This window comes from Cryptosporangium sp. NPDC048952 (genome assembly GCF_043197895.1).
Lineage (GTDB): Bacteria > Actinomycetota > Actinomycetes > Mycobacteriales > Cryptosporangiaceae > Cryptosporangium.
Map to the genome: position 1 here is coordinate 17,079 of NZ_JBICTY010000011.1, position 20,537 is coordinate 37,615.

Annotated in this window: 19 protein-coding genes and 6 pseudogenes; 12 read left to right on the forward strand and 13 right to left on the reverse strand. The window is 70.2% G+C overall.

Annotated elements, in window-relative coordinates; translation table 11 throughout:
• Positions 1 to 7: 7 nt before the first annotated feature.
• Both cydB and cydD read left to right on the forward strand, forming a co-directional pair.
• The gene (cydB, locus tag ACGFY5_RS42665) at positions 8 to 1,048 is read left to right on the forward strand and encodes a cytochrome d ubiquinol oxidase subunit II (RefSeq protein ID WP_392730457.1); all 1,041 of its coding nucleotides are present in this window, start codon (positions 8 to 10) and stop codon (positions 1,046 to 1,048) included.
• Positions 1,048 to 4,406: pseudogene (cydD, locus tag ACGFY5_RS42670) on the forward strand (thiol reductant ABC exporter subunit CydD). The gene cydB and the pseudogene cydD overlap by 1 nt, the downstream one beginning before the upstream one ends.
• A 139-nt stretch (positions 4,407 to 4,545) precedes the next feature.
• Here cydD and ACGFY5_RS42675 read toward each other — a convergent pair.
• From ACGFY5_RS42675 to ACGFY5_RS42695, 5 genes and pseudogenes are all read right to left on the reverse strand, one after another.
• Positions 4,546 to 5,916 (reverse strand): Hsp70 family protein, encoded by a 1,371-nt coding sequence (locus ACGFY5_RS42675; protein WP_392730460.1) that lies wholly within the window; start codon positions 5,914 to 5,916, stop codon positions 4,546 to 4,548.
• 329 nt (positions 5,917 to 6,245) lie between these two features.
• A complete protein-coding gene (locus ACGFY5_RS42680; RefSeq protein WP_392730463.1) occupies positions 6,246 to 6,737 on the reverse strand; it encodes a nitroreductase/quinone reductase family protein in 492 nt (163 codons plus the stop codon).
• A 67-nt stretch (positions 6,738 to 6,804) separates the two neighbouring features.
• Positions 6,805 to 6,999, reverse strand: a complete 195-nt coding sequence (locus ACGFY5_RS42685) for a DUF1918 domain-containing protein (protein WP_392730466.1) — start codon at positions 6,997 to 6,999, stop codon at positions 6,805 to 6,807.
• A gap of 298 nt (positions 7,000 to 7,297) precedes the next feature.
• A pseudogene (locus ACGFY5_RS42690) lies at positions 7,298 to 7,441 on the reverse strand (cation transporter); the annotation flags it as partial.
• Between the two features lie 43 nt (positions 7,442 to 7,484).
• Positions 7,485 to 7,800: pseudogene (locus tag ACGFY5_RS42695) on the reverse strand (ArsR/SmtB family transcription factor).
• 165 nt (positions 7,801 to 7,965) lie between these two features.
• Between ACGFY5_RS42695 and ACGFY5_RS42700 the strand changes: the two are divergent.
• Positions 7,966 to 8,691 carry a hypothetical protein gene (locus ACGFY5_RS42700; RefSeq protein ID WP_392730469.1) on the forward strand — a complete coding sequence of 242 codons (726 nt, stop codon included), beginning with the start codon at positions 7,966 to 7,968 and terminating at the stop codon, positions 8,689 to 8,691.
• 7 nt (positions 8,692 to 8,698) lie between these two features.
• Positions 8,699 to 8,845: a hypothetical protein gene (locus ACGFY5_RS42705; protein WP_392730470.1), complete on the forward strand. Its 147-nt coding sequence runs from the start codon at positions 8,699 to 8,701 to the stop codon at positions 8,843 to 8,845.
• 89 nt (positions 8,846 to 8,934) lie between these two features.
• Here ACGFY5_RS42705 and ACGFY5_RS42710 read toward each other — a convergent pair whose 3' ends face one another.
• Positions 8,935 to 9,153: a hypothetical protein gene (locus tag ACGFY5_RS42710; RefSeq protein WP_392730472.1), complete on the reverse strand. Its 219-nt coding sequence runs from the start codon at positions 9,151 to 9,153 to the stop codon at positions 8,935 to 8,937.
• A 28-nt stretch (positions 9,154 to 9,181) separates the two neighbouring features.
• On the opposite strand from ACGFY5_RS42710, the pseudogene ACGFY5_RS42715 reads away from it, so the two are divergent.
• From ACGFY5_RS42715 to ACGFY5_RS42730, 4 genes and pseudogenes are all read left to right on the forward strand, one after another.
• Positions 9,182 to 10,120, forward strand: a pseudogene (locus ACGFY5_RS42715) (Hsp70 family protein); the annotation flags it as partial.
• Positions 10,053 to 10,502: pseudogene (locus tag ACGFY5_RS42720) on the forward strand (WD40 repeat domain-containing protein); the annotation flags it as partial. The pseudogenes ACGFY5_RS42715 and ACGFY5_RS42720, both read left to right, overlap by 68 nt.
• A 52-nt stretch (positions 10,503 to 10,554) precedes the next feature.
• A pseudogene (locus tag ACGFY5_RS42725) lies at positions 10,555 to 10,608 on the forward strand (hypothetical protein); the annotation flags it as partial.
• Positions 10,609 to 10,635: 27 nt separating this feature from the next.
• Positions 10,636 to 10,926 (forward strand): hypothetical protein, encoded by a 291-nt coding sequence (locus ACGFY5_RS42730; RefSeq protein ID WP_392730701.1) that lies wholly within the window; start codon positions 10,636 to 10,638, stop codon positions 10,924 to 10,926.
• 114 nt (positions 10,927 to 11,040) lie between these two features.
• Here the strand turns inward: ACGFY5_RS42730 and ACGFY5_RS42735 are convergent, their stop codons facing one another.
• Positions 11,041 to 11,415, reverse strand: coding sequence for a hypothetical protein (locus ACGFY5_RS42735; RefSeq protein WP_392730475.1), 375 nt, complete (start codon positions 11,413 to 11,415; stop codon positions 11,041 to 11,043).
• A 317-nt stretch (positions 11,416 to 11,732) separates the two neighbouring features.
• Between ACGFY5_RS42735 and ACGFY5_RS42740 the strand changes: the two genes are divergently transcribed.
• Together ACGFY5_RS42740 and ACGFY5_RS42745 are read left to right on the forward strand one after the other, a co-directional pair.
• On the forward strand, positions 11,733 to 12,551 hold the full coding sequence (locus ACGFY5_RS42740; protein WP_392730477.1) for an RNA polymerase sigma factor SigF: 819 nt from the start codon (positions 11,733 to 11,735) through the stop codon (positions 12,549 to 12,551).
• Between the two features lie 56 nt (positions 12,552 to 12,607).
• Positions 12,608 to 12,769 carry a hypothetical protein gene (locus ACGFY5_RS42745; protein WP_392730479.1) on the forward strand — a complete coding sequence of 54 codons (162 nt, stop codon included), beginning with the start codon at positions 12,608 to 12,610 and terminating at the stop codon, positions 12,767 to 12,769.
• 196 nt (positions 12,770 to 12,965) lie between these two features.
• Here ACGFY5_RS42745 and ACGFY5_RS42750 read toward each other — a convergent pair whose 3' ends face one another.
• Together ACGFY5_RS42750 and ACGFY5_RS42755 are read right to left on the reverse strand one after the other, a co-directional pair.
• On the reverse strand, positions 12,966 to 14,366 hold the full coding sequence (locus ACGFY5_RS42750) for a diguanylate cyclase (protein ID WP_392730480.1): 1,401 nt from the start codon (positions 14,364 to 14,366) through the stop codon (positions 12,966 to 12,968).
• Positions 14,367 to 14,661: 295 nt separating this feature from the next.
• A complete protein-coding gene (locus ACGFY5_RS42755; protein WP_392730483.1) occupies positions 14,662 to 15,333 on the reverse strand; it encodes a CBS domain-containing protein in 672 nt (223 codons plus the stop codon).
• A gap of 247 nt (positions 15,334 to 15,580) precedes the next feature.
• On the opposite strand from ACGFY5_RS42755, the gene ACGFY5_RS42760 reads away from it, so the two are divergent.
• Together ACGFY5_RS42760 and ACGFY5_RS42765 are read left to right on the forward strand one after the other, a co-directional pair.
• On the forward strand, positions 15,581 to 16,609 hold the full coding sequence (locus tag ACGFY5_RS42760; protein WP_392730485.1) for an Acg family FMN-binding oxidoreductase: 1,029 nt from the start codon (positions 15,581 to 15,583) through the stop codon (positions 16,607 to 16,609).
• A 444-nt stretch (positions 16,610 to 17,053) separates the two neighbouring features.
• The gene (locus tag ACGFY5_RS42765) at positions 17,054 to 17,368 is read left to right on the forward strand and encodes a hypothetical protein (protein WP_392730487.1); all 315 of its coding nucleotides are present in this window, start codon (positions 17,054 to 17,056) and stop codon (positions 17,366 to 17,368) included.
• A 134-nt stretch (positions 17,369 to 17,502) separates the two neighbouring features.
• Here ACGFY5_RS42765 and ACGFY5_RS42770 read toward each other — a convergent pair whose 3' ends face one another.
• The 4 genes from ACGFY5_RS42770 to ACGFY5_RS42785 all read right to left on the reverse strand — a co-directional run bounded on the left by ACGFY5_RS42770 (position 17,503) and on the right by ACGFY5_RS42785 (position 20,486).
• A complete protein-coding gene (locus ACGFY5_RS42770) occupies positions 17,503 to 18,363 on the reverse strand; it encodes an ATP-binding protein (protein ID WP_392730490.1) in 861 nt (286 codons plus the stop codon).
• Between the two features lie 63 nt (positions 18,364 to 18,426).
• Positions 18,427 to 19,224, reverse strand: coding sequence for a CHASE domain-containing protein (locus ACGFY5_RS42775; RefSeq protein WP_392730491.1), 798 nt, complete (start codon positions 19,222 to 19,224; stop codon positions 18,427 to 18,429).
• 453 nt (positions 19,225 to 19,677) lie between these two features.
• The gene (locus ACGFY5_RS42780; protein ID WP_392730494.1) at positions 19,678 to 20,073 is read right to left on the reverse strand and encodes a DUF3618 domain-containing protein; all 396 of its coding nucleotides are present in this window, start codon (positions 20,071 to 20,073) and stop codon (positions 19,678 to 19,680) included.
• On the reverse strand, positions 20,070 to 20,486 hold the full coding sequence (locus ACGFY5_RS42785; RefSeq protein ID WP_392730496.1) for a phage holin family protein: 417 nt from the start codon (positions 20,484 to 20,486) through the stop codon (positions 20,070 to 20,072). The genes ACGFY5_RS42780 and ACGFY5_RS42785 overlap by 4 nt, the downstream gene beginning before the upstream one ends.
• Positions 20,487 to 20,537: the final 51 nt, after the last annotated feature.

Below are 20,537 nucleotides of genomic sequence, written 5' to 3' on the forward strand. Positions count from 1 at the left end.
ACGTGTCATGGAACTCACCACCGTCTGGTTCCTGCTGATCGCGCTCCTCTGGACCGGCTACTTCTTTCTCGAAGGCTTCGACTTCGGCGTCGGCATGCTGCTCCCAGTGCTCGGCCGGGACGACACCGAGCGCCGAGTGCTGATCAACACGATCGGTCCGGTGTGGGACGGCAACGAGGTGTGGCTCCTGGTGGCCGGAGGCGCGACGTTCGCCGCGTTCCCGGAGTGGTACGCGACGCTGTTCAGCGGCTTCTACCTCCCGCTTCTGCTGATCCTGGTCGCGCTGATCGTCCGTGGCGTGGCGTTCGAGTACCGCGGCAAGCGGCCGTCGGCTGGCTGGAAGCGCGGCTGGGACTGGTGCATCGTCGTCGGCTCGTTCGTGCCCGCGCTGCTGTGGGGCGTCGCGTTCGCGAACATCGTCCGCGGTGTGCCGATCGACGCCGACGCCGAGTACACCGGCACGTTCTTCACACTGCTCAACCCGCACGCGCTGCTCGGTGGCGCGGCGACGCTGACGCTGTTCCTCCTGCACGGCGCGGTGTTTCTGGCCCTGAAGACCCGCGGCGACATCCGGGAGCGGGCCAATGCGCTGGCGGGCCGGATCGCGGTCGTCGCGATCGTGGTGGGCGCGTCGTTCCTGCTTTGGACGCAGTTCGCGATCGGTAAGGCCGTGACTTGGGCGACTGTGTTCGGAGCGGCCGCCGCGCTTCTCGCGGCGGCCGTGGCGAACCGGCGAGGCCGGGAGGGCTGGGCGTTCCTCGCGACCGGCGCGGCGATCGTGTTCGTCGTCGCGAGCCTGTTCACGATGCTGTTCCCCGACGTCATGCCGTCCAGCACCGCCGACGCCTACAGCCTGACCACCACGAACGCGTCCTCGACGCCGTACACGCTGATGATCATGACCTGGGTCGCGGTGATCTTCACCCCGATCGTGCTGCTGTACCAGAGCTGGACGTACTGGGTCTTCCGCAAGCGCATCGGCATGCGCGACATCCCGGCCGCGCCGGTCTCCCCGGCGGTGGGTTCCGCCTTGATCCGGGACCGCTGATGCGCCCGCTCGATCCGCGGCTGCTGCGGTACGCGGTCGCGACACGCACGTTCTTGGCCGCGAGTGTCGTGATCGGAACCGCCTCCGCGGCGCTGCTGGTCGCGCAGGCGACGCTTCTCGCCGGTGTCGTCGTGAGCGTCTTCCTGGACGGCGCCGCGCTGCCCGCGGGTCCGCTGATCTGGTTGGGCGCGGTGATCGGCGCCCGGGCGGTGCTGACCTGGGCGCAGGAGGCCGCCGCGGTCCGGGCGTCCGCCGCCGTGAAGTCGTCGCTCCGGCAGGCTCTGCTCCGCCGCGCCACCCAGGGCGTCCTGCCGGGGACGCGGATCGGCGAACTCTCCGCGCTGGCCACCCGCGGCGTCGACGCGCTCGATGGATACTTCGCGCGCTACCTCCCGCAGCTGGTACTCGCCGTCGTCGTACCGGTCCTGGTCGGCGCCCGGCTGCTCGTCGCCGACTGGCTGACCGCAGTCATCCTGGCGGTCACACTGCCGCTGATCCCGATCTTCATGATCCTGGTCGGCCTGTGGACGAAGGCCCGCACCGATCGGCAGTGGGACGCGCTCTCGCGGCTGGCGGGGCACTTCCTCGACGTCGTGGCCGGACTGCCGACGCTGATGGTGTTCGGCCGGGCGAAGCACCAGGCGGAGATCGTGCGCCGGGTGACCGAGGACTACCGCCGCACCACGATGGGCGTCCTGCGGGCGGCCTTCCTGTCCTCGCTGGTGCTGGAGCTGCTGGCCACGATCTCCGTCGCCCTGGTCGCGGTCTCGATCGGCCTGCGTCTCGTCGGCGGGGAGCTGGACCTGCGGACCGGCCTGCTGGTACTGATCCTCGCGCCCGAGGTGTACCTGCCGCTGCGGCAGGTCGGTGCGCAGTTCCACGCCAGCGCAGAGGGCCTCGAGGCGGCCGGCGACGTGTTCGCGGTGCTCGAGGAGCCGCTGCCGGACGGCGGGACCCGAACCGACGTCCCGGCCGGCGCCCTGCGGCTGGAGAACGTGACCGTGCGCTACCCGGACCGACCGGGTCCCGTGCTCGACGGCTTCTCGCTCGTCGTCCGGCCCGGGACGGTGACCGCCGTGACCGGACCGAGCGGCGCCGGCAAGTCCATTCTGCTCGCGGTGCTGCTCGGCCTGGTTCGTCCGGACGACGGCCGAGTGACCGTGGGCGGTGCCGATCTGGTGGCGTTGGACCCGGCGGCCTGGTGGAAGCGGGTCGCCTGGGTACCGCAGCGGCCAGCGCTCGTCGCCGGAACCGTCGCGGACAACATCCGCCTCGGCGCTCCCACCGCCGGTGACGCCGCGGTCACGGCCGCCGCCCGCGACGCGGATCTGCGCTGTCCGCTCGACACCCCGGTGGGCGACGACGGCGCCGGACTCTCGGCCGGCGAGCGGCAACGGGTGGGGCTCGCGCGGGCATTCCTCCGCGACGCGCCCGTGCTGCTGCTCGACGAACCGACCGCCAACCTCGACGGGACCACCGAGGACACGGTCCTCGCCGCCCTGCGGCGGCTGGTGCGGGGCCGGACCGTCGTACTGGTCGCGCACCGGCCGGCGCTGCTGGCCCTCGCCGACGACGTCGTCCGGATGGATCGCGAGCGGGTGGCGGCATGACGACCGTGACCGCGGAGGGCCAGCACGGACGGCTGGCCGGAGCCGGCGCGGCCGGAGCCGCCGCGCTCGGGTGCGGCATCGCGCTGCTCGCCACGTCGGGCTGGCTGATCAGCCGGGCGGCGCAGCACCCACCGGTGCTTGATCTGGCCGTCGCTGTGACCGCGGTGCGCGCTTTCGGGCTGGGCCGCGGCGCGCTGCGCTACCTCGAGCGCCTGGTGGCCCACGACGCGACGTTCCGCATCCTCGCCCGGCTTCGCGCCCGCGTGTACGACGCGCTGGTCCGCGTCGGCCCGGCTGGCCTGCCGGCGTTCCGGCGCGGCGACCTGCTGGCTCGCTTCGTCGCTGACGTCGACGCGGTGCAAGATCGCTATCTGCGTGTCTTCCTTCCCGCCGGGGTGGCGGTGGCGACCGGCGCGGCCAGCACCGTGGTTGCCGCGCTGCTGCTCCCGGTGGCCGGGGCGGTGCTCGGCGTCTCCCTGCTCGTCGGTGGCGTCGTGGTGCCGTGGCTGTCGGCGGCACTCGCCCGCCGCGCCGAGGCCGCCGCGGCGGACGACCGCGGGACCCTGACCGCGGCGGTCGCTGAGCTGCTCACGTACGCGCCCGAGCTCGCGGTTGTCGGAGCCCTGGACGAGCGACTCCGGGCCGCCGGTGCGCTCGATCGCCGGCTCACCCGCAGTGCGCGTCGCTCCGCACTCGCCACCGGCCTAGGCGCGGGACTTCTCGCACTCGCCAGCGGCGCCGCCGTGCTGGGCGCGCTGGTCGCCGGCGCGGCCGCGGTCCGGAACGGTCAGCTGAGCGGCGTCCTGCTGGCGACCGTCGTCCTGCTGCCGCTGGCCGCGTCCGAGGCGATCGGCGGCCTCCCGGCGGCAGCACAGTCGCTATCCCGCGTTCGCCGATCGACCGCCCGTGTCGGCGAAGTGCTCTCTGCGCCAGGAGCGGCCGGTCGGCCGGCCAGGCCGCTTCCGGCGCCGTCGTCACCGTTCCCGCTCGTATTCAACGGCGTCGTGGCCCGCTGGCCGGGAGCTGCGTCACCCGCGCTCACTGGCATCGACCTGCGTCTTGAGGCCGGGCAGCGCGTCGCGGTCGTCGGCGCGTCCGGCGCGGGCAAGTCCACGCTCGCCGCGGTCCTGGTGCGTTTCCTCGACCCGTCCGCTGGCCGGTTCACGCTCGCCGGAACCGACGCCCGTGCTCTCGATCCCGACGCGGTGCGCCGGCACGTCGGGTGGTGCGCGCAGGACGCCCACCTGTTCGACACGACGATCCGGGACAACCTCCTGATCGCCCGCCCGGACGCCGATGAGGACGAGCTCTGGTCGGCGCTCAGGCAGGCGCGGCTGGCCGACTGGGTGGGCACGTTGCCGCGCGGCCTCGACACCCCGGTGGGAGAGCGGGGCAAGGAGGTGTCGGGCGGCCAGCGGCAGCGGCTGGCCCTCGCCCGGGTGCTGCTGGCCGACTTCCCGATCGTCGTGCTCGACGAGCCGGGCGCGAACCTGGATCCGGCAACCGCCGACGCGCTGACCGCTGACCTGCTGACGGCGACCGCGGGGCGTGCGACCCTCCTCATCACCCACCGGCTGATGGGCTGCGAGACCGCCGACGAGGTGCTAGTGCTGGGAGGTGGTGCCGTCGTGCAGCGCGGAACCCATGTCGCGCTGATGACCGCGGATGAGGACTACCGGCGGTGGTGGGACCGGGAGCGAGCCGCTGATGCCGTCGCGGGCCTCGTTAGCCTCGTTCCGGTCGGCTAGTTGGCCCCCGAACGCTACTCAGCGCATGACGCGGACCCAGTGGGTAGCCAAGTCGTCGGCCGTAGTGCTGTACATGTACATATCTGTGGCCGAGCACGTGTACTTGGTCGGTTCGAGGAAGTACTCGACTTGGTATGGCTTACGACTTGGCCGTTGCGGGTGAAGGTTTCCGTGGTGGGGGACTCGTCGAGCGTCTTGTTCTCGGCGTGGTAGCGGAACGTCGGATGACGGACGAATAGCGGGAACCCTTGAGGGAGCCGGTGCGGGGTTGGGTGCGGCTGTAGTCCGCGGTTGAGGTGCCGTCGGCGCGGTAGGTGTAGAGGGTGCCGCCGCCACCGGTGAACAGGGCACGGCCTCCGTCGAGATCAGCATAGATGTGTTGCTTCTCTGATCGCCAGGTGCCGAGTAGGCAGGGGTCCACGCCGGCCGGGTAGGTCGGCGACGGGCTTACCGAGCGCGAGGGCGAGCTGACCGGTGTCCCGGTCAGATTGTTCGCCGCTTGGGCCTTCTGGTTGTTCGGGCTGTCGTTGTCGTCGCGGTCGGCGATGACGATCGCCGTGCCCACTGCGACGGCGAGTACCGCGGCGAACGCCGCCGCTGTGGCGAGCGGCCGGGCCCGCCATCCGGTGGGTGGTGGCTGTTCGGCCGAGTGGGTGGCCGCCGGGCCGGGGTGGTCGGGAAAGGCCGCGGTCTCACCTGCCGGCGTGTTCACCGGGGGTGTGGTGCTCGCTACGTGCCGGGTCGTCGCGGCGGCGCCAGCGAGCAGGCTGCCCTCGGCTACGGCGAGTTCGGGCTGATCGACCGAGGCCGGGAGGATGCCGAACGCGCGGTGCAGAGTGCTGCCGACCGCGGGCATCCGGCTGGAGCCGCCGGACAGGATGATCGCGGTGAGGTCACTGGCGTCGACGTGGGCTTTCGTCAGCGCCTCCCGCGCGGAGGCGGCAGTCCGCTCCAGCACGGGAGCGGCGAGCCGATCGAGGTCCTCCCGGCTCAGCGGAGCGTCGACCTCGATCAGCGGCATGTGCACCAGGGTGCTGCTGGTGCGGGAGAGCATCTCCTTTGCCTCACGGACATTGGTCCATAACTGCGCCCGTGCACGCCGCTCGGTGGCGCTGGTCGGCTGTTCGAGCCGATGCCATGCGGTGGCGTCGGTGAACGCTTGCGCGAGGTGGGCGACGATCGCGGCGTCGATGTCGAGTCCGCCGCAGTCCGGGACGCCGTCGGCCGCGAGGATGGCGAACGTGCTTCCGGTGCGTCGGACCACCGCCGCGTCGAAGGTGCCGGCGCCGAAGTCGTAGACCACGGCGGTGCCGCCGTCGGGGATCGTCGTCCCGCCGACGTCGGCGAAGTACTGTGCGGCCGCGATCGGTTCATCGATCAGCGTGGCCCCGATCGGCGCGGCGGAGAGCAGCACTGCGCGTCGCGCGGCGCCCCAGCTCGCCGGGCAGGTGAGCACGATGTCGAGGGCCGCAGGGTCCGATGTCGCTTCGGTAAGTGCCCGTTGGAGCACGGCCGATCACGGCGGGTACCGGTACGTCGGTGCCGCCCAGCAGCAGCGTGGCGTCGTCGATGCGGAGTTTGGGATTCGGTTCGAACGCGGTCGGGTCGGTCAACGCCATGTGCAGGGCGTCACGGCCGGTGAGAATACGTCCGGTCGGGTCGAGACACACCGCGGAGGGCAGCAGGGACTGCCGTCGAAAAGGAGGGGCCGGGGTGGGCGGCCCGGGCTTGCTAGGACGGCGACTGTCGTAGAAGTTCCGAAATCGATGCCTACCCGGCTCACACGCCGAGGATAACGACGGGGTGCCGGGATCTGATGCTGCCCTGGCCTGGTTCGGTTTACGCTCGGCGCTTCGGATCGTCGATGCGGAAGACGGGGTAGCGGTCGGCGACCTGCTGAAACTCGCTCAGCGGAGCGGTACGGGTGACCGGCACGTGGGGGCGGGCGCCCGGCGCGAGTTCCAGGTACCGACGGAGGATCGGCGCGCGTTGATCGGCCGGTAACTCGACCAGCCGCACCGTGCGGTTCCCGTGCTGGATCAGCATCGCCTCACCGTCGGCCGCGCGAACGTTCCGCACCCAGTTGGCGCCGTCGCCCAGCATCGAGACGAGATACCGGGCGTCGTGGTAATCGGCGACGACCACCGGAAGGGAGATGGTCTTGCCTGTACGTCGTCCTCTGACTTCGAGGACCGCAGCGCGGCCGAACGTCAGCCAGTCGTGGGCATACAGCCAGATGGAGAAGTTGTTCATCACCCGGGCGAGCCGCCCCGGTCGACCGCGGCGATACATCCACCGTTTCGGTGCATACCATGCCGGTCCGTCGGCCATTGTCCCTCCTTGGTCGTCGCGGCGGATCGCCGATCCGCACGCTGCTGAGCTCTGTGAAGCGGGCGAGTCAGCCGCAGCCGCAGAGATGCCGTAACCGGGCATCCGGCGCGGGGAACATCAGCGACTCGTGCCCGTCGTCCCATCGCACCCGATAGGGCGCCTGGCCGTCCGGGCCAGCCACCTCCACGATCTCCCCCTCGCGGGTCGGATGGTCGGCGCCTGGTGGCTGGAGCAGGATCTCGTCTCCGACATGCGCATGCATGGCCCGGCTCCTTTCAGGACGGGGGTTCTGAGCACAGCGTCGGTTACCCACGAGGCAAGAAGCAGAGGCGAAAGTCCTGATTCGCAACACCGAGGAATCGACGAGTCGACCCTCAGGTCTCGCCAGCGCAGCAGTCGTCTGCGCTCCCGCCACCGCTGATTGCGCCGTCACGGCCGGGCGTGCGACCAGAGCTCTGGTCGGGGCGCAGCAGGTGCCGTCGCGCCAGGCTTCGCGGCCCTCGTTGGCCGCGACGGCGGCGATCACAGCCGGCGACCGGGTCGGCCCACCACCAGCGGAATGAGCCTTCGACGACCGAGTCGAGGCCGAAGCCGATCAGTGCGGTCGAGTAGGCGAGGGTTCCGGCGCTGACCGCCACGACCGCTTCGATCGCGTTGTACGTGATCGTGGCCGCGACCAGCGGCCGCACCCGCCCGGCAAGCATTGTGCGGCGGTCCGGGGACGGGCCGAGGGCGATCAGCGGGAGCTCATCGGCAGCAGCCCTTCTCGTCGGCGTCCGGGCAGGCGGCTGGGTCGACTGCCTGCACCAGCCCGAGCAGGCCACCGAGCGCGTGCCACAGCCGGGTCTGATGAGTTCGTAGCGAGTGCGGCGCCCTTCGGGGACTGTGCGACGACCAGACCGCAGCCGCGCAGGCAGGCGACGTGGTTGGACAGGCTCTGCCGGGACGTGCCCAGCAGATCGGCCGAGTAACCGGGGTCATCGCGTAGTGCCAGCAACACGCGCGCCCGCACCGGATCCGAGAGCGCGTGCCCGAATCGGGCCAGCACGTCGCCGTGGGTCACCGTCTCCGCGCCGCAGACAGTACATCAACAACTGAATACAGCAATGGATGAAACTTGAGTCCGGTCGGCGGGCACTCACCAGCGAGGCATCGTAGTGAGCAGAAGCAGACCAGGGATTCTGCCTAACGCAAGTCTGCGACCTGCGCCCGAATGCACTATGGAGCGATGAGGACGGGACCGTCGGCGGGGGATGACGAAGCGAACATTCTGATCACCAGGGTTCCCAGCGCGGCCGCCAGCCTCGCCGTCGTTCCTTTCCTGGCGGGTCTCTTGGTCGCCGATGGGTTTGTGGTTCGGTGGTTGGCCGAGCACAGCAGCGGAGCCGCACGGGTGATCGGCATCGCCGCGGCAGTCGCGGTCGGTCTGCTTCTCCTGCCGCTGGTCGAACGGCACATGCGCCACGTCGTCGGCTGGCTGCGGTGGCGGGGGAAGCCGGTTTCGGCGTTGCGATGGACGCCGGACGGCATCAGCTACAGCCCTGCCTACACCGGCGGGTTCCCGTACCAGGTGTTCTGGGCGATGCCGATGGAATGCGCTTACCGGCAAGGGCCGGGAAACCGCGGGTTCGTCTGGTGCCTCTACACCCCGGTCGTGGAGGGTCTCGGCACACTACCGGCGCTGTTGGATCGGGAGTGGCCGTTGTCGCGCTCCCGGTTGGTGGGTGAGCGGCGCGCGTTGATCCAGGAGTGCGGCGTCGACCAGACGTCGTCTGAGCAGATGGTTGCGGTCAACCACCTCGTGTATTACGGCACTCCGATCGTCGTGAATCCCTATCTGGTCGATCGCGTCCGGTTACAGCAGTTCGACGCCTACCTGCGTGAACGCACCGACGGCCGGTGCACCGTTGCGCCGCCGGACCGGCCCGTTACGCCGACCACCACCGCGAAGTGACGCATCGGTGACCGGTTACCTCGTCGGAATCGACTGCGGCACCTCGTACACGGTCGCGGTGCTGCAGTACCCAGACGGCCGAAGCCGTCCGCTGCTGTTCGATTCGTCTCCGCTGCTTGCCTCGGCGATCTACGCCGCGGCGACGGCCGCCTAGTCACCGGCCGCGACGCGCAACGGGCCGGGCGTCTGGATCCGCCTCGGTTCGAACCCAACCCCAAACGCCATGTCGACGACGGGCGCGTGCTACTCGGAGACCACGACTACCCCGTCGCTGAGCTGATCGCAGCCACTCTCCGACGGGTGGCCGACGAGGCGCGCCGAGTCGCAGGCGGGCTCGACGCCGTGACGCTCACCCATCCGGCGACATGGCGGTCCGCCCGGCGGCAGGTGCTGCTCGACGCGGCCCGGCTCGCCGGGGGTGCCGTCGCCCGTCCTCGTCGCCGAACCGGTGGCAGCGGCCACGTATTTCGCGTCGGTGCTGCAGCAACAGGTGGCACCGGGGAAAGCCGTGATCGTCTATGACCTCGGTGCCGGAACATTCGACACGAGCGTCGTGACCCGTACCGATGCAGGCTTCGTGGAGGCCGCCAGTGCCGGGCTCGACGACGTGGGCGGGCTGGACCTGGACGCGCTGATTGTCGAGCGCGCCGGTCGGGTGATCGCCGCTCGCGACCCTGTGGCGTGGACCGCGCTGTCGTCACCGATCACCGCGTCCGACCGCCGCTCCTTCCGAACGCTCTGGGAGGATGCGGCGGGGCTGCGCGAGACGTTGTCGCGGGAGTCCTCGGCGACGATGTTCGTGCCTCTCGTAGAGTCGGACGTGCTCGTCACCCGCGAGGAATTCGAGAAAGACGCCACACCGCTACTCGCCCGCACGGTGAGCACCGCACGCGACAGCCTCGCGCGCTCGGGCGTTGCACCCGCCGACGTGGCCGGCCGGTTCCTCGTCGGCGGTGCCAGCCGGACGCCACTCGTGGCGACCCTCCTGCATAGGGCCACCGGAACGGCGCCGACGGTCCTGGAGGAGCCGCAACTCGTCGTCGCCGAAGGCGCGCTGCAGTCGGCACCCGCGACCCCTGAACCGCCGGTCCTCCCAGCTCCGACGAGTGGCACCGAGACGGCGATCATCGGCGCACCCTCAACGGGATGGACCCGGTCCCAATGGATCGGAACAGCGGCAGCAGGACTCATCGTCGTGTTGCTCGCCGTCCTCATCATCCGAACCCTGACCCGCGGCGGAGATGCCGACAGCCGGGCCAGCTCACGCGGTGACTCCACGGCCAGCCCCACCCCGGGAACCACCCCTACCTCCACGACCTTCGTGGTCTCGCGGATCGGTGCCCTGAGCGGTCACACCGCGGATGTCCGCTCGATCGTGTTCTCTCCTGACGGCGCACTCGTCGCCACCGCCAGTAACGACTACACGGCCCGCTTCTGGGATCCACGCACCTTGCGGCAGATCGGGGGCGCCTCTCCAAGGACATACCGACGCCGTGAGCGCGGCGGCGTTCTCACCCCAGAGCGCGGTCCTGGCCACGGCCAGTTTCGACCGCACAATCCGGCTCTGGGACACGAAGAGCCGTCAGCAGATCGGTGGGCCCCTCCAGGGGCACCGAAACGCCGTGCTGGCCGTGGCGTTCTCCCCGCCGGGGGACACGATCGTCACGGGCAGCATCGATTACACGGCCCGCATCTGGAACACGAAATCCCAGAAGCCGGACGGCGTTCCACTCGAGCACCCCGCTTCCGTCAACGCGGTCGCGGTCGCACCGGACGGCACGATCGCCACCGGCTGCAACGACGGCACGATCCGCTTCTGGGATCCGACCACGCACCGACAAATCGGTTTGCCCTTCACCGCTCATGCCTCCGCACGTGGGTGCGCTCGCATTTTACGAGGACAGCGCCACCCTGGTCAGTGGCGGTTCCACCGGTGACCCGACGGTGCGGCTCTGGGATGTGCGCTCCCACCGGCGGATCGGCGGCACCCTCACTGGTCACCGCGGACCGGTCAACGCCGTCACCTTCACCCGCGGCGGAGCCGTCATCGCCACCGCCGCCGGTGACGACACCGTTCGGCTCTGGAGCACCGGTCTGCAGAACAAGATCGGTCAACCCCTCACCACCGGGACGAAAGGATTCTGGACCATGGCCGCCTCCCCCGACGGACGCACGCTCATCGCCGGCGGCGGCCACGACGGTTCCACCGCCGTCTGGCGCCTCACCGACTCCTAAGCTGAGCCGGTCGTCGGGCACGAGCATCGAACTCCGCTGTCAGCGGCTAGTGCAAACTACATGGACCGCCACTCAAGCCCGGTGACGACAGCAACGGAGACCATCACAGCTTCCTCAGTCGTCCGCGTTGCGCCTGTCTGCTTGGGCGCCGGCAACGTGATGCTGTGCCGCCCGCCGATGCTCGACGGCATGGGCAGGATAAGCCACGGCGGCCCGCTCGCGCGCACGACGGGCAAGCTCGTGACCGTCTGCGGCGCCTCGATGGGCGGCGGCCGCCCGGTGCCTACTTTCTTCCGCCTGTTCTGTCGCACGCTGCACCGACCTTGCATCCGACACCGACACCACCTCACCCGACTCACTGGCTGCACGCCGCGCCTCCGCGATCTCCTCGAGGCGGTCGCGCGCCTCATCCGCGCGGTCGGCCGCTCGCAGTCCACGAAGGCGCGCCTCGGCCACCAGCGCATTCCAGGCCAGTTGGTCAGCGTTCATCTTGAGACCCCTCACCGAGTAGGCGCAGCAAGCCCGTCTCAGAACGACTTGATTTACGCTGCAAACAGACGGTACGTAAGCGGTGAAGGCCAGATAAGCCTCGTCAACTGGCCAGTGGTTGGGAGAGTCCGACTGCCGCTGACACTCCGCCGAGCTTTACCGCCGCCGAGTGTGGTCAGAACGTCTCGCGTTTCACGAGCGGCAACGATTGACCACCTCACCCGGCGGATACGAGAGGAATGGCATCCGAGTGGGTGCCGTCGCTGTTCGCCGCTTGCTCAAGCGGGCAGGCGGACTGCAGCCGGATGGAGTACAGGATGACGTTGATGCCGGTCATGAGCTCGCGGGAGCCCGAACTGGGTGAGACGCAAGGAAACTACGCCGACGACCGGGTCGTCCAGCCCGTGTTTCATCGTTTCGCCGCGCTCCCTCTCGCTGACACGCGTCGCCCCGCGCTGCGGGATCAGCTGGTCACCCTGCATCTGCCGCTCGCCGACAACCTGGCCCGCAAGTTTGCCAATCGGGGCGAACCGACCGAGGACCTCATGCAGGTAGCCCGCATGGGGCTGCTGAAAGCGATCGACCGATTCGACCCGGCCCGCGGCGTGCCGTTCCTCGCGTTCGCGATCCCGACGATCACCGGCGAACTGCGCCGCCACTTCCGGGACTCCGGCTGGGACGTCAAAGTCCCGCGGCGGCTGCAGGAGCTGCACTTGGCCATCACCCGGGCGGTCGCCGAGCTCTCCCAGCGCGAGGGCCGCGCGCCGACGGCCAGCGTCCTGGCCACCCACCTGGAGATCAGCAAGTACGAGGTGATCGAAGGTCTGCAGGCCGCCTACGCCTATGCCTCGACGTCGCTGGATCTGCCGGCGGGACCAGAGTCGGACGCCCCGACGCTCGGTCATACCCTCGGTGAGATCGACCCGGGCCTGGAACTGGTCGAGAATCACCACGCGCTCCGACCACTGCTGGCGGCTCTGCCGGAGCGGGAACGCCGCATTCTCGGGCTGCGGTTCTTCGCGAACATGACTCAGACGCAGATCGCCCAGGAGATCGGCGTCTCCCAGATGCACGTCTCCCGGCTGCTGACCAAGACCCTCGCCGATCTGCGCATCCGGCTGCTCGCCGACGACTAACCCCGCGACGACGGGCTGTCCGGTGATACCTATCGGCGGATCACCGGAGGAGCATCGTGGCTTCCAGCAGCGGCGTGCGTGTCACCGACGAAACTATCAAGGTCCGGCAGGTCAGCCACCACCAGTTCAGTTTCGTTGCCGGCAGCAATACCGAGTCCGGTCTCTGGACCCTGCAGCTGGTCTGCGACGAGGGCGCCTGGAAGAGGTCACCTCGGTGACGGTGGAAGACGCCGACTACCTACAGGACGTCCTCAGGCGGCAGGACACCGTGTACTACGACGTCGAGCGCCGTGTCCTGATGTTTGGCGTGGCCGAGCCCGGCAGCTGATCGCTGCAGGAAGCCTCGTGGAGGTTGAGCCTTCGAGGACTACACGGCGTCTTCGAGGAGAGCCGGGTCGGCGGATCGTCAGTGGGTCAACGCCGGCTCGGCGGGCTGGGTAACTGCCTGCGAATCGGTAGACGCGCGGTGACCTGGTTGCGGCCGGCTGCTTTGGCGCGGTAAAGGGTTTGGTCGGCGGCGGTGAGCAGGGCGTGAGCGTCGAGGAGATCGGCGGCGGCGCCGAGGGACGCGGTCACCGTGACGACGTCGCCGGTGGGCAGCTGCACCGGGTGCGCGGCCAGGGTGGTGCGGAGTCGTCCGGCCATCTGAACCGCGCCGTCCTCGGTGGTGTCGGGCAGTAGCCAGACGAATTCCTCCCCGCCGAAGCGGGCGATGACGTCGCCGCCGCGGGTGCTCTGCTGCAAGAGCGCGGCAACCTGGACGAGGACCGCGTCTCCGGCGGGATGGCCGTAGGTGTCGTTGATCGCCTTGAAGTGATCCAGGTCGAGGATGACCAGGCTCAGCGGTCGGCCGTGGCGGCGTGTGCGAGCGATCTCGGTGTGCAACGCCTGCTCGAAGTGCCGGCGGTTGGGCAGTCCGGTCAGCGCGTCGGTGACGGCCAGGCGGCGCTGGTCGGCGAGGGCGGCGGCGAGCTGGTCGGCCAGCCGCGTGTGCTCGCGGGCGACGAGTCCGAGCCGGGCGAGCAGCGCGGCGACAACCAGCGCTGTGACGACCTCGGCCAGGTGCAGGTGACCGAAGTTGAGGTTGGCGACGCTGAGCGCGGCGACGGCGGTGGCGGCGGCCGCGACTGACAGCGGCATGGTGCGGTCTCGCCGGACGGGCAGCGCGATCGGCTCGTCGTCGGTGTGGCGGGCGGCCGCCAGGCCGCCGAGGGTGAGCAGTACCAGGCCGATCTGATAGCCAGCGCTCAGCCAGCTGCCTTCGTGGTACGGGTGGCCGGCGGCGACGGCGTAGAGGAGCCCGAGGTTGAGCAGCGCGTTGACCAGGCAGGCCGCCCCGACCAGCCGGAGCGCGGGGGAGGCGGTGCGGCCGATGCGGAGCAGCAGCGGCACGAGGAACAGCATGGTGGCGATTCCGCTGACGCCGTAGACCACCATGGCGGTGCGGGGACCAGGGGCCATGGGCGCCAGGTCGGCCATCGCAGCGAGCCGGCCGACGAGGGCCGTGATTCCTCCGATGGCCAGCACGAGGTCGGCGCCCATCCAGAACCGGGCGAATCGGCGTCCGGGCTGCAAGGCAGTGAAGAATCCGGCGGTCGTGGCGAGAACTGCCGCGACGAACAGGGCGTTTCCGACGATCTGGAGCAATCCGAGCCGGTCTGGCGCGTGGCCGGTGCCCGCGGCGAGCACGGATCCGGCTGCGGTCAGCAGGGTCGACGCGCCGAACCACGCCCACGGGCGGGCGGATCGGCCGCGACGGCGTCGCCGGACCGCGGCGGCGCTCAGCGTCAGGATGGGTGCCGCGAGCCCGGCCACCGCCAAGACGCCGACCGCCGTCCGCGCCCCGGAGGACGCACCCGCTCAGAGCGTTGAGCGTGGCGTACACGGCGAGGTAGAGCAGGCCCACCCCGGCCCAGATCCGCCTCATCCGGCTCCGGGCGCCCGCCGTGTTCTCCGCTGACATGCCGTGCGTCATCGGGATGCTCACCTCGCTCCGCAGATCGGTGCCACCGTCAGGTCAAGTGCCTCATCGGGGCGATCGGGTGCGGGCGGCCCAGTAGAACGGGTACTGCGGAGTTGCGCGCTGCACTGCTCTGACTGCCGCAGGCCGTCAGGCGTAGACGAATCGAGTGTCGTCGTCGAGGTAATGCAGGTCCTCGTGGTCCACGCTGACCACACCGTCGACCCGTCGAACGAGCGCGATGAGCGTGTCCGCTTGGCTGCGTCGCTCGACGTGGCCGCTCATTGTGACGACGCCATTGGCGACGCGCACCGTGATCGCCGTCGGCGACAGCGAGAGGACGCGCGCGATGATGTCGGAAAGGATCTCGTCGCGAACTTCCTGATCTGGCCGAGTGAAGACGGCGACCAGGTCACTTCGGCTGACGATTCCAACGAGTTCACCGACGCTATCCACGACAGGAAGCCGCGTTACGCTCCGCCGCTCCATGACCCTCGCGGCCTCGACCACGGTCGCGTCCGGCAGCACGGTGACAGCCGGGGTGGTCATCAACTCCCGCGCGGTCATCGCGTGCGCCTTCTCTCGATCGACGTGATGCCGGCGAAGGAACCGGGGCCACTCGTCGGCGTCGTCCTGATAGGTGACCTTGTACAGCAGATCGGTCACCGTGACGACGCCGAGGGGTCGCTGTGCCTGGTCGAGGACCGGTACACCAGTGATGCGGTGCCGGTCGAAGGCTTCCGCGAGTGCCTTGGCCGTTGTCGTGAGATCCGCTGTGACGACGTCGGTGGTCATCACGTCGCGGAGTGTCCGGTGGCTCACTGTCATCTCCCCTTGAGACGGTCGAGAACCGGCGGCCTGTACCGACCGCTGTCACGGTGATGGTGACGCTCGTCGGCGTGACACAGGCAGAGGCGGAAGTCCCGATCGTGAAGCCCGAGGCGAAGCCTCGGCGCGGGCCGCCCAGGTCTTTGGTCCACACAGCTGCGTCGGATCGGCTCTGTCGGCCGGCGGGGCACGCGGCTCACGGTGAGAGGAGAGCCCGCACGCTCACAGAAAGGCCCGGACAATGGCTGACCGGCCGAACTACGAAGCCACCGCGGACGACGACCCACGCGCTGCTGATCGTCGCGCGGACCTCGACCTGCTCACCGAGGCGACCCTCGCTGCCCGCCGAGCACCGTCGATTCTCAACACTCAACCGTGGGTGTGGCAGTTACGCGGGAACGCCGCTGAACTGTGGCTGGACCGCGACCGCCACCTGCCGGGACTCGACCCCGACGGCCGCCTGGCCCTGCTCAGCTGCGGTGCGGCCCTGCACCACGCGCTGACTACGCTGCGTGCGCAGCGCTACGCCGGCATCGTCGAGCGCCTCGGCGACCGGCGTCTACCCGACCTGATCGCGCGGGTGCGCTGCGGCACCGCCTGCACGCCGGACTACGCCCTGTCGCGCGCGATCTACGCTCGCCGGACCGACCGACGCCCCTTCGCCGACCAGCCGTTGGGAGCAGAAGACTTCGATGCGCTGCAGACCGTCGCGCACCGCCATCAGGTGAGCCTGACCATCCTGACATCCGTACAGGAAGCCGAGTTCGCCCGCATCGTGGCCGCCGCGGACGCGGTGGAACACGCATCGCGGCCGATGGTGCGTGACCTGCGCGCCTGGACCACGCGGCCGGTGGAAAGCGGCGACGGCATCTCCTCCCGGTCGGTCACCGAGGGCGGCGACCGGGCGATCGCTCCCCGCGTCTTCGATCCGCGTCAACGCCCCGGTCTTCCGCTCGGCCCCGGTACCGAAGGCGGCACCCGCCACGCGGTGCTCACGACCCGAGAGGACCAGCAGCTCGACTGGCTCACGGCCGGCGAGGCGTTGTCCGACGTGTGGCTGACCCTGACCAGCCGAGGCCTGGCGGCATCTCCCCTCAGCGAAGTCATCGAAACCCGCCCTGCCCGCGAGGCTCTGCGCGACTTGCTGCGCACGGACCGCTTCCCGGCGATAGCGCTGCGGGTGGGATGCCCGGCAGACCTCGGACGGGCGGTGCCGGCCAGTGCCCGCCGCCCGGAATCCGACGTCCTGCGCTTACCGGGCGGACCCTAACGCCTACGTTCTGGGCGCGCGCGGTCGCGCCACCTCGGCGATTCCTGATGGGCCCGTCGCCTCTACTGACCGCCGTCATGCCGGCCTATGTTCACGAGGAGGACTCCACGAAAACGGTGATCGATCCCTTCGCCGGGCGAACGGGTCCCGCCCGTGTCCCGGCACGGGCATGGTGAACCGCTGACCGCCGATGTCCCCTCCATCGGCGGTCAGCTCCCGACCGTCCGCGGTCGGCCCGCAAGGCCCGGCGACAAGCAGGGATCCGGCGTCCGTTGCGCGATTGCCCGGAGACGGCTGCACGCCGCGCGTACCCGGCCACACTGGGGTGTCCATTGCCGGCCGAGGCAGATGCGGTGACGGACGCCCGCGCCTTGCTCGAGGACTAAGTCAAGTCCGGCGAAGTCATTCAGCTGGTGCACCGTGGGCTCCCGCGGTGCGCCGGTGATGTGCAATCTCTGGTTCGCCAGCGCATTCGGACCCGATCGGATTTGGTTCATGTCCCGGCCCAACCGCGAGCACTGCGCGAACATTCGTGCCGATGGTCGCGTCGCCGGCGCGATTCTGGCGATCGAACTCGAGCGCATAGACCAGGACGTCCGTGGCGTCACCTTCCTCGGACAGGCGCGCGAACTGCCGACCGTCGCCGTCGACGAGCAGATCAGTCGTCATGCCACCGCTGGCCGAGTGCCGCGGACGCGATCGCGCCGGAGGCGCTCGCTGCTGACCTCGCACCTCACCGCCTGTACGAGATCGCGGTAGGCCAGTGGGTGCTCTTCGACGAGCTGTGCTACCCGGACCAGCCACGCCGGTCGGTGCCGGCCCGCTAGCGCGTCACCGAACCGGTGGATGGTGGGCAGGGCCCGCGGAGCCGGCCGACGTGTCACGGCGATTCCTCAAGCATAGATGGCCGGATCACTCACCGCCGGCTCGTGGCCGTCCGCCTGGGCCGTTTCGGTCGGCCACGTTCCAGGCAGTGGCGCGGCGCGGGGGAGAGTGAACCAGAAGATGCTGCCGCCGCCGGGGTTGGGCCGCACACCGATGCTGCCGCCGTGGCGATGAACGATGCGCTCGCAGATGGCCAGGCCCAGTCCGGTTCCGGCATATCCTTCGCAGCCGCGGACGCGGCGGAAGGTGCCGAAGACGTGCGGCTGGTCGTCGACGCTGATGCCGATTCCGCGGTCGGCGACCTCGATCGTCCATCCCTGATCGTCCGGGTCCGCGCCGATGGTGACCTGGGCGGTGCGGCCGTGGGCCACATACTTGAGGGCGTTGCCGGTCACGTTGTCCATCACGTGGCGCAGCAGCACAGGGTCGGCGACGACGGTCGGCAAGGGGCCGACGTCCAGCTGCGGCCGGCGGTCAGTGAGGTGCGCCGTGCGTTCTTCGACGATGTCGGCGACCACCGTTCCCAGAGCCACCGGCTGCGGATGCAGGGGCGTGGCGCGGGCCGAGGCGTAGGCGAGCAGATAGTCGATGAGCCGGCGCATCCGGGCGGTGCCGGCTTGAATCCGCTGCAGGTAGGGGTGCCCGTCGGTGTCCGGAGCCAGGGTTTCTTCCAGCAGCTCGGCGTGGCCGGCAACGCTGGCCAGCGGCGCTTTGAGGTCGTGGGCCGCGATCGCGGCAAACGCCTCGAGTTCGGTTTCGCGGGCCCGCAGTTGCGCTTCGACGGTCTCGCGGCGGGCGATGTCGGCGTGTAGGGCGGCGGTGGCTTTCCGGACGCGGCTCACGGCCCGGTCGCGGGACGTGCCGATCATCCAGACGAGGGTAGCCAGGACGACACTGAGCGCGAGGCCGGCGCCGGCGATCGTGACGTCGGCTCATTGGGCGTCCCCGGCGACCAAGGCGCGGGTCGGTGTGACGGTCAGCTGCCAGGAGCGGTGCGCCACGGACAGGTGCGCGTGGCGCTGCAGATCGGGCCGGTCGAGCGGTGTTCCGGTGCGTACCTGCGCGACGGGGACGGGCGAGCGGGGATCGGAATCGTCGGCGAGGGCGACGTTGACCTGACCGGCCGAGGCCCGTCGCAGGACGGAGGTCATGAAGGTGCCTCCGCGCAGCCCGAGCATCACCCAGCCGAGGAACTGGCCCGAGCGCGGGGTGCTAGCCGCGGCGCGGACGGGCGCGGCCACGACGAACGACCGCTGCTGCGCTTCGACGGGCAGAGCTCGGTCGCTGAGCAGCACGTAGGTGCGGCTGGCGGTAACCGTGCCGGTGCGGCGTGCTTCCTCCAGAGCGGCGGCGGCTTCGCTGGATGCCGCCAGGTCCCGGCCGAGTGCGCGCAGCGCTACGGCGGTCAGACTGCGGGCCAGCACCGCGAAGTAGTGCCGGTCGGTCGTCTGCTCTGGGCGCAGCACCAGGTCGACGGCGCCCCGGGCCCGCCAGTAGCGTTGCGTCGACGGAACGGCGGCGGTATCCGCGGCCACGACGTACGCGATTCCGGTGACGCCGGCCAGCCGGTCGGTCACCACCGGGGTGGTGACGGCGAGAAAGTCGCCGTGCGAAAGGTCCGACTGCGCGCCCAAACCGGCGGCTACCTGCGCGGCGGCCAGGTACCGGGCGATCTCGGCGTCAGCGGCGGTCCTGATCGCGTCGGCGTGCCGATCGGCGACTGCGGCCACCCGGACCTGTTCGGCCTGGCGCGCGGCGTGTCACGCCACGCCCGAACCGGCGACGCCGGCGAGTAGAACCAGCAGCGCCAACCAGACGCTCCACCGCCCCAACCCCCGCGGATGCCTCACGACGACCACCTGTCACCCGGCTTGATTAACCGTTATGCAACAGCATCAAAGGTGCGAATTCCCGATTATCGCCGGTGGTAGAGGACTGTGGTGGTGTTCGCTGGCCGAGTGCCTCGGGTGAGGAGACGGCGCTGGCAACGCTCCGCCGTCATGGCTTCTGGGCACCCGGTTCGGCGCGCCTTCGGAATGAGTAACTCGCCTTCGGTTTAGCGTTGTCCGTGTGCCGCCGGCATCCCGCGTCGGGTGGCGCTGCCGCAGCAGCGCGGGGGTCTGCTGCGGCGCGGGTCAGGCGGGCCTGTTGTGCCCGCCTGACCCGAATACTCGCCGCCGCTGTCAGCGGCGGCGGTACCACGGCATGGCTGCAGCCTTACGGCGGCGACGCACGCCGACGAGAACGAGGACCAGAATCGTCGCGGCGCCCGCGGCAGACAGAGTTCGGATCCGTGGGGTGGTGTCTGCTGCGACCTGCCGGGTCTTCGCCGAGTAGGCGCGTGCCTGTTCGAGGGCGGGGCCGGCTTTGGCGCGCGCGGTGATGCGGGCACGGGCCGCCGTCTGGCGAATCTGGGCACGCGTGTCTGCTACCCGTGCCTGGGTGCGGGCCCGGACGTCGGTCTTGGCGGCCAGCGCGTCAACGGTGTCGCCCAGCTCGGCGCGGGTTTCGGCGATCTCGGCGCGCAGTTCGTCCGCGCTGGTGGACTGCGAGGACTTCGCCGGAGGGGAGGTAGTCATCGGTGTGCATGCTCCTTGATGGTCTGGACGTCGGTCTTCACGTTGCCGAGGGCTTCGCTGGGCGTGGGAGGAGCAGCTTGTGAGAGATTCTTCTTGCCGACCAGAGCGACGATGCCGGCGACGACGAACAGGACGGCCGCGACGATCAAGGCCGCGGCCCAGACCGGTAGTGTCAGCGTGAGAACGGCGATGGCGGCGGTCAACAGCGCGCCGACGCCATAAAGTGCCAGTACGCCGACGCCGCCGAAGAGCCCGGCGCCGGTACCTGCCTTTTTGCCCTTCTCGGTCAGTTCGACGCGGGCGAGCTGCAGCTCGTCGCGGACCAGCGTGGAGAGCTGTCTGGAGATGCGGGTGACGAGCTCACCGGTGGATAGCTCGCTCGGAGTGGCTGCGGATGCAGCGGGGTCAGCCATCGGGCCTCCTCGGGCGCGGAACGACATGTCGGACGCGCCGTCGCGCCCGAC

Coding starts and splice junctions, on each gene's coding strand:
- cydB (WP_392730457.1), top strand. CDS start 8: ATGGAACTCACCACCGTCTGGTTCCTGCTGATCGCGCTCCTCTGGACC.
- ACGFY5_RS42680 (WP_392730463.1), bottom strand. CDS start 6,737: ATGGCCGACGGACCGGCATGGTATGCACCGAAACGGTGGATGTATCGC.
- ACGFY5_RS42685 (WP_392730466.1), bottom strand. CDS start 6,999: ATGCATGCGCATGTCGGAGACGAGATCCTGCTCCAGCCACCAGGCGCC.
- ACGFY5_RS42700 (WP_392730469.1), top strand. CDS start 7,966: ATGAGGACGGGACCGTCGGCGGGGGATGACGAAGCGAACATTCTGATC.
- ACGFY5_RS42735 (WP_392730475.1), bottom strand. CDS start 11,415: ATGAACGCTGACCAACTGGCCTGGAATGCGCTGGTGGCCGAGGCGCGC.
- ACGFY5_RS42740 (WP_392730477.1), top strand. CDS start 11,733: ATGACGTTGATGCCGGTCATGAGCTCGCGGGAGCCCGAACTGGGTGAG.
- ACGFY5_RS42760 (WP_392730485.1), top strand. CDS start 15,581: ATGGCTGACCGGCCGAACTACGAAGCCACCGCGGACGACGACCCACGC.
- ACGFY5_RS42765 (WP_392730487.1), top strand. CDS start 17,054: ATGTGCAATCTCTGGTTCGCCAGCGCATTCGGACCCGATCGGATTTGG.
- ACGFY5_RS42770 (WP_392730490.1), bottom strand. CDS start 18,363: ATGATCGGCACGTCCCGCGACCGGGCCGTGAGCCGCGTCCGGAAAGCC.
- ACGFY5_RS42780 (WP_392730494.1), bottom strand. CDS start 20,073: ATGACTACCTCCCCTCCGGCGAAGTCCTCGCAGTCCACCAGCGCGGAC.
- ACGFY5_RS42785 (WP_392730496.1), bottom strand. CDS start 20,486: ATGGCTGACCCCGCTGCATCCGCAGCCACTCCGAGCGAGCTATCCACC.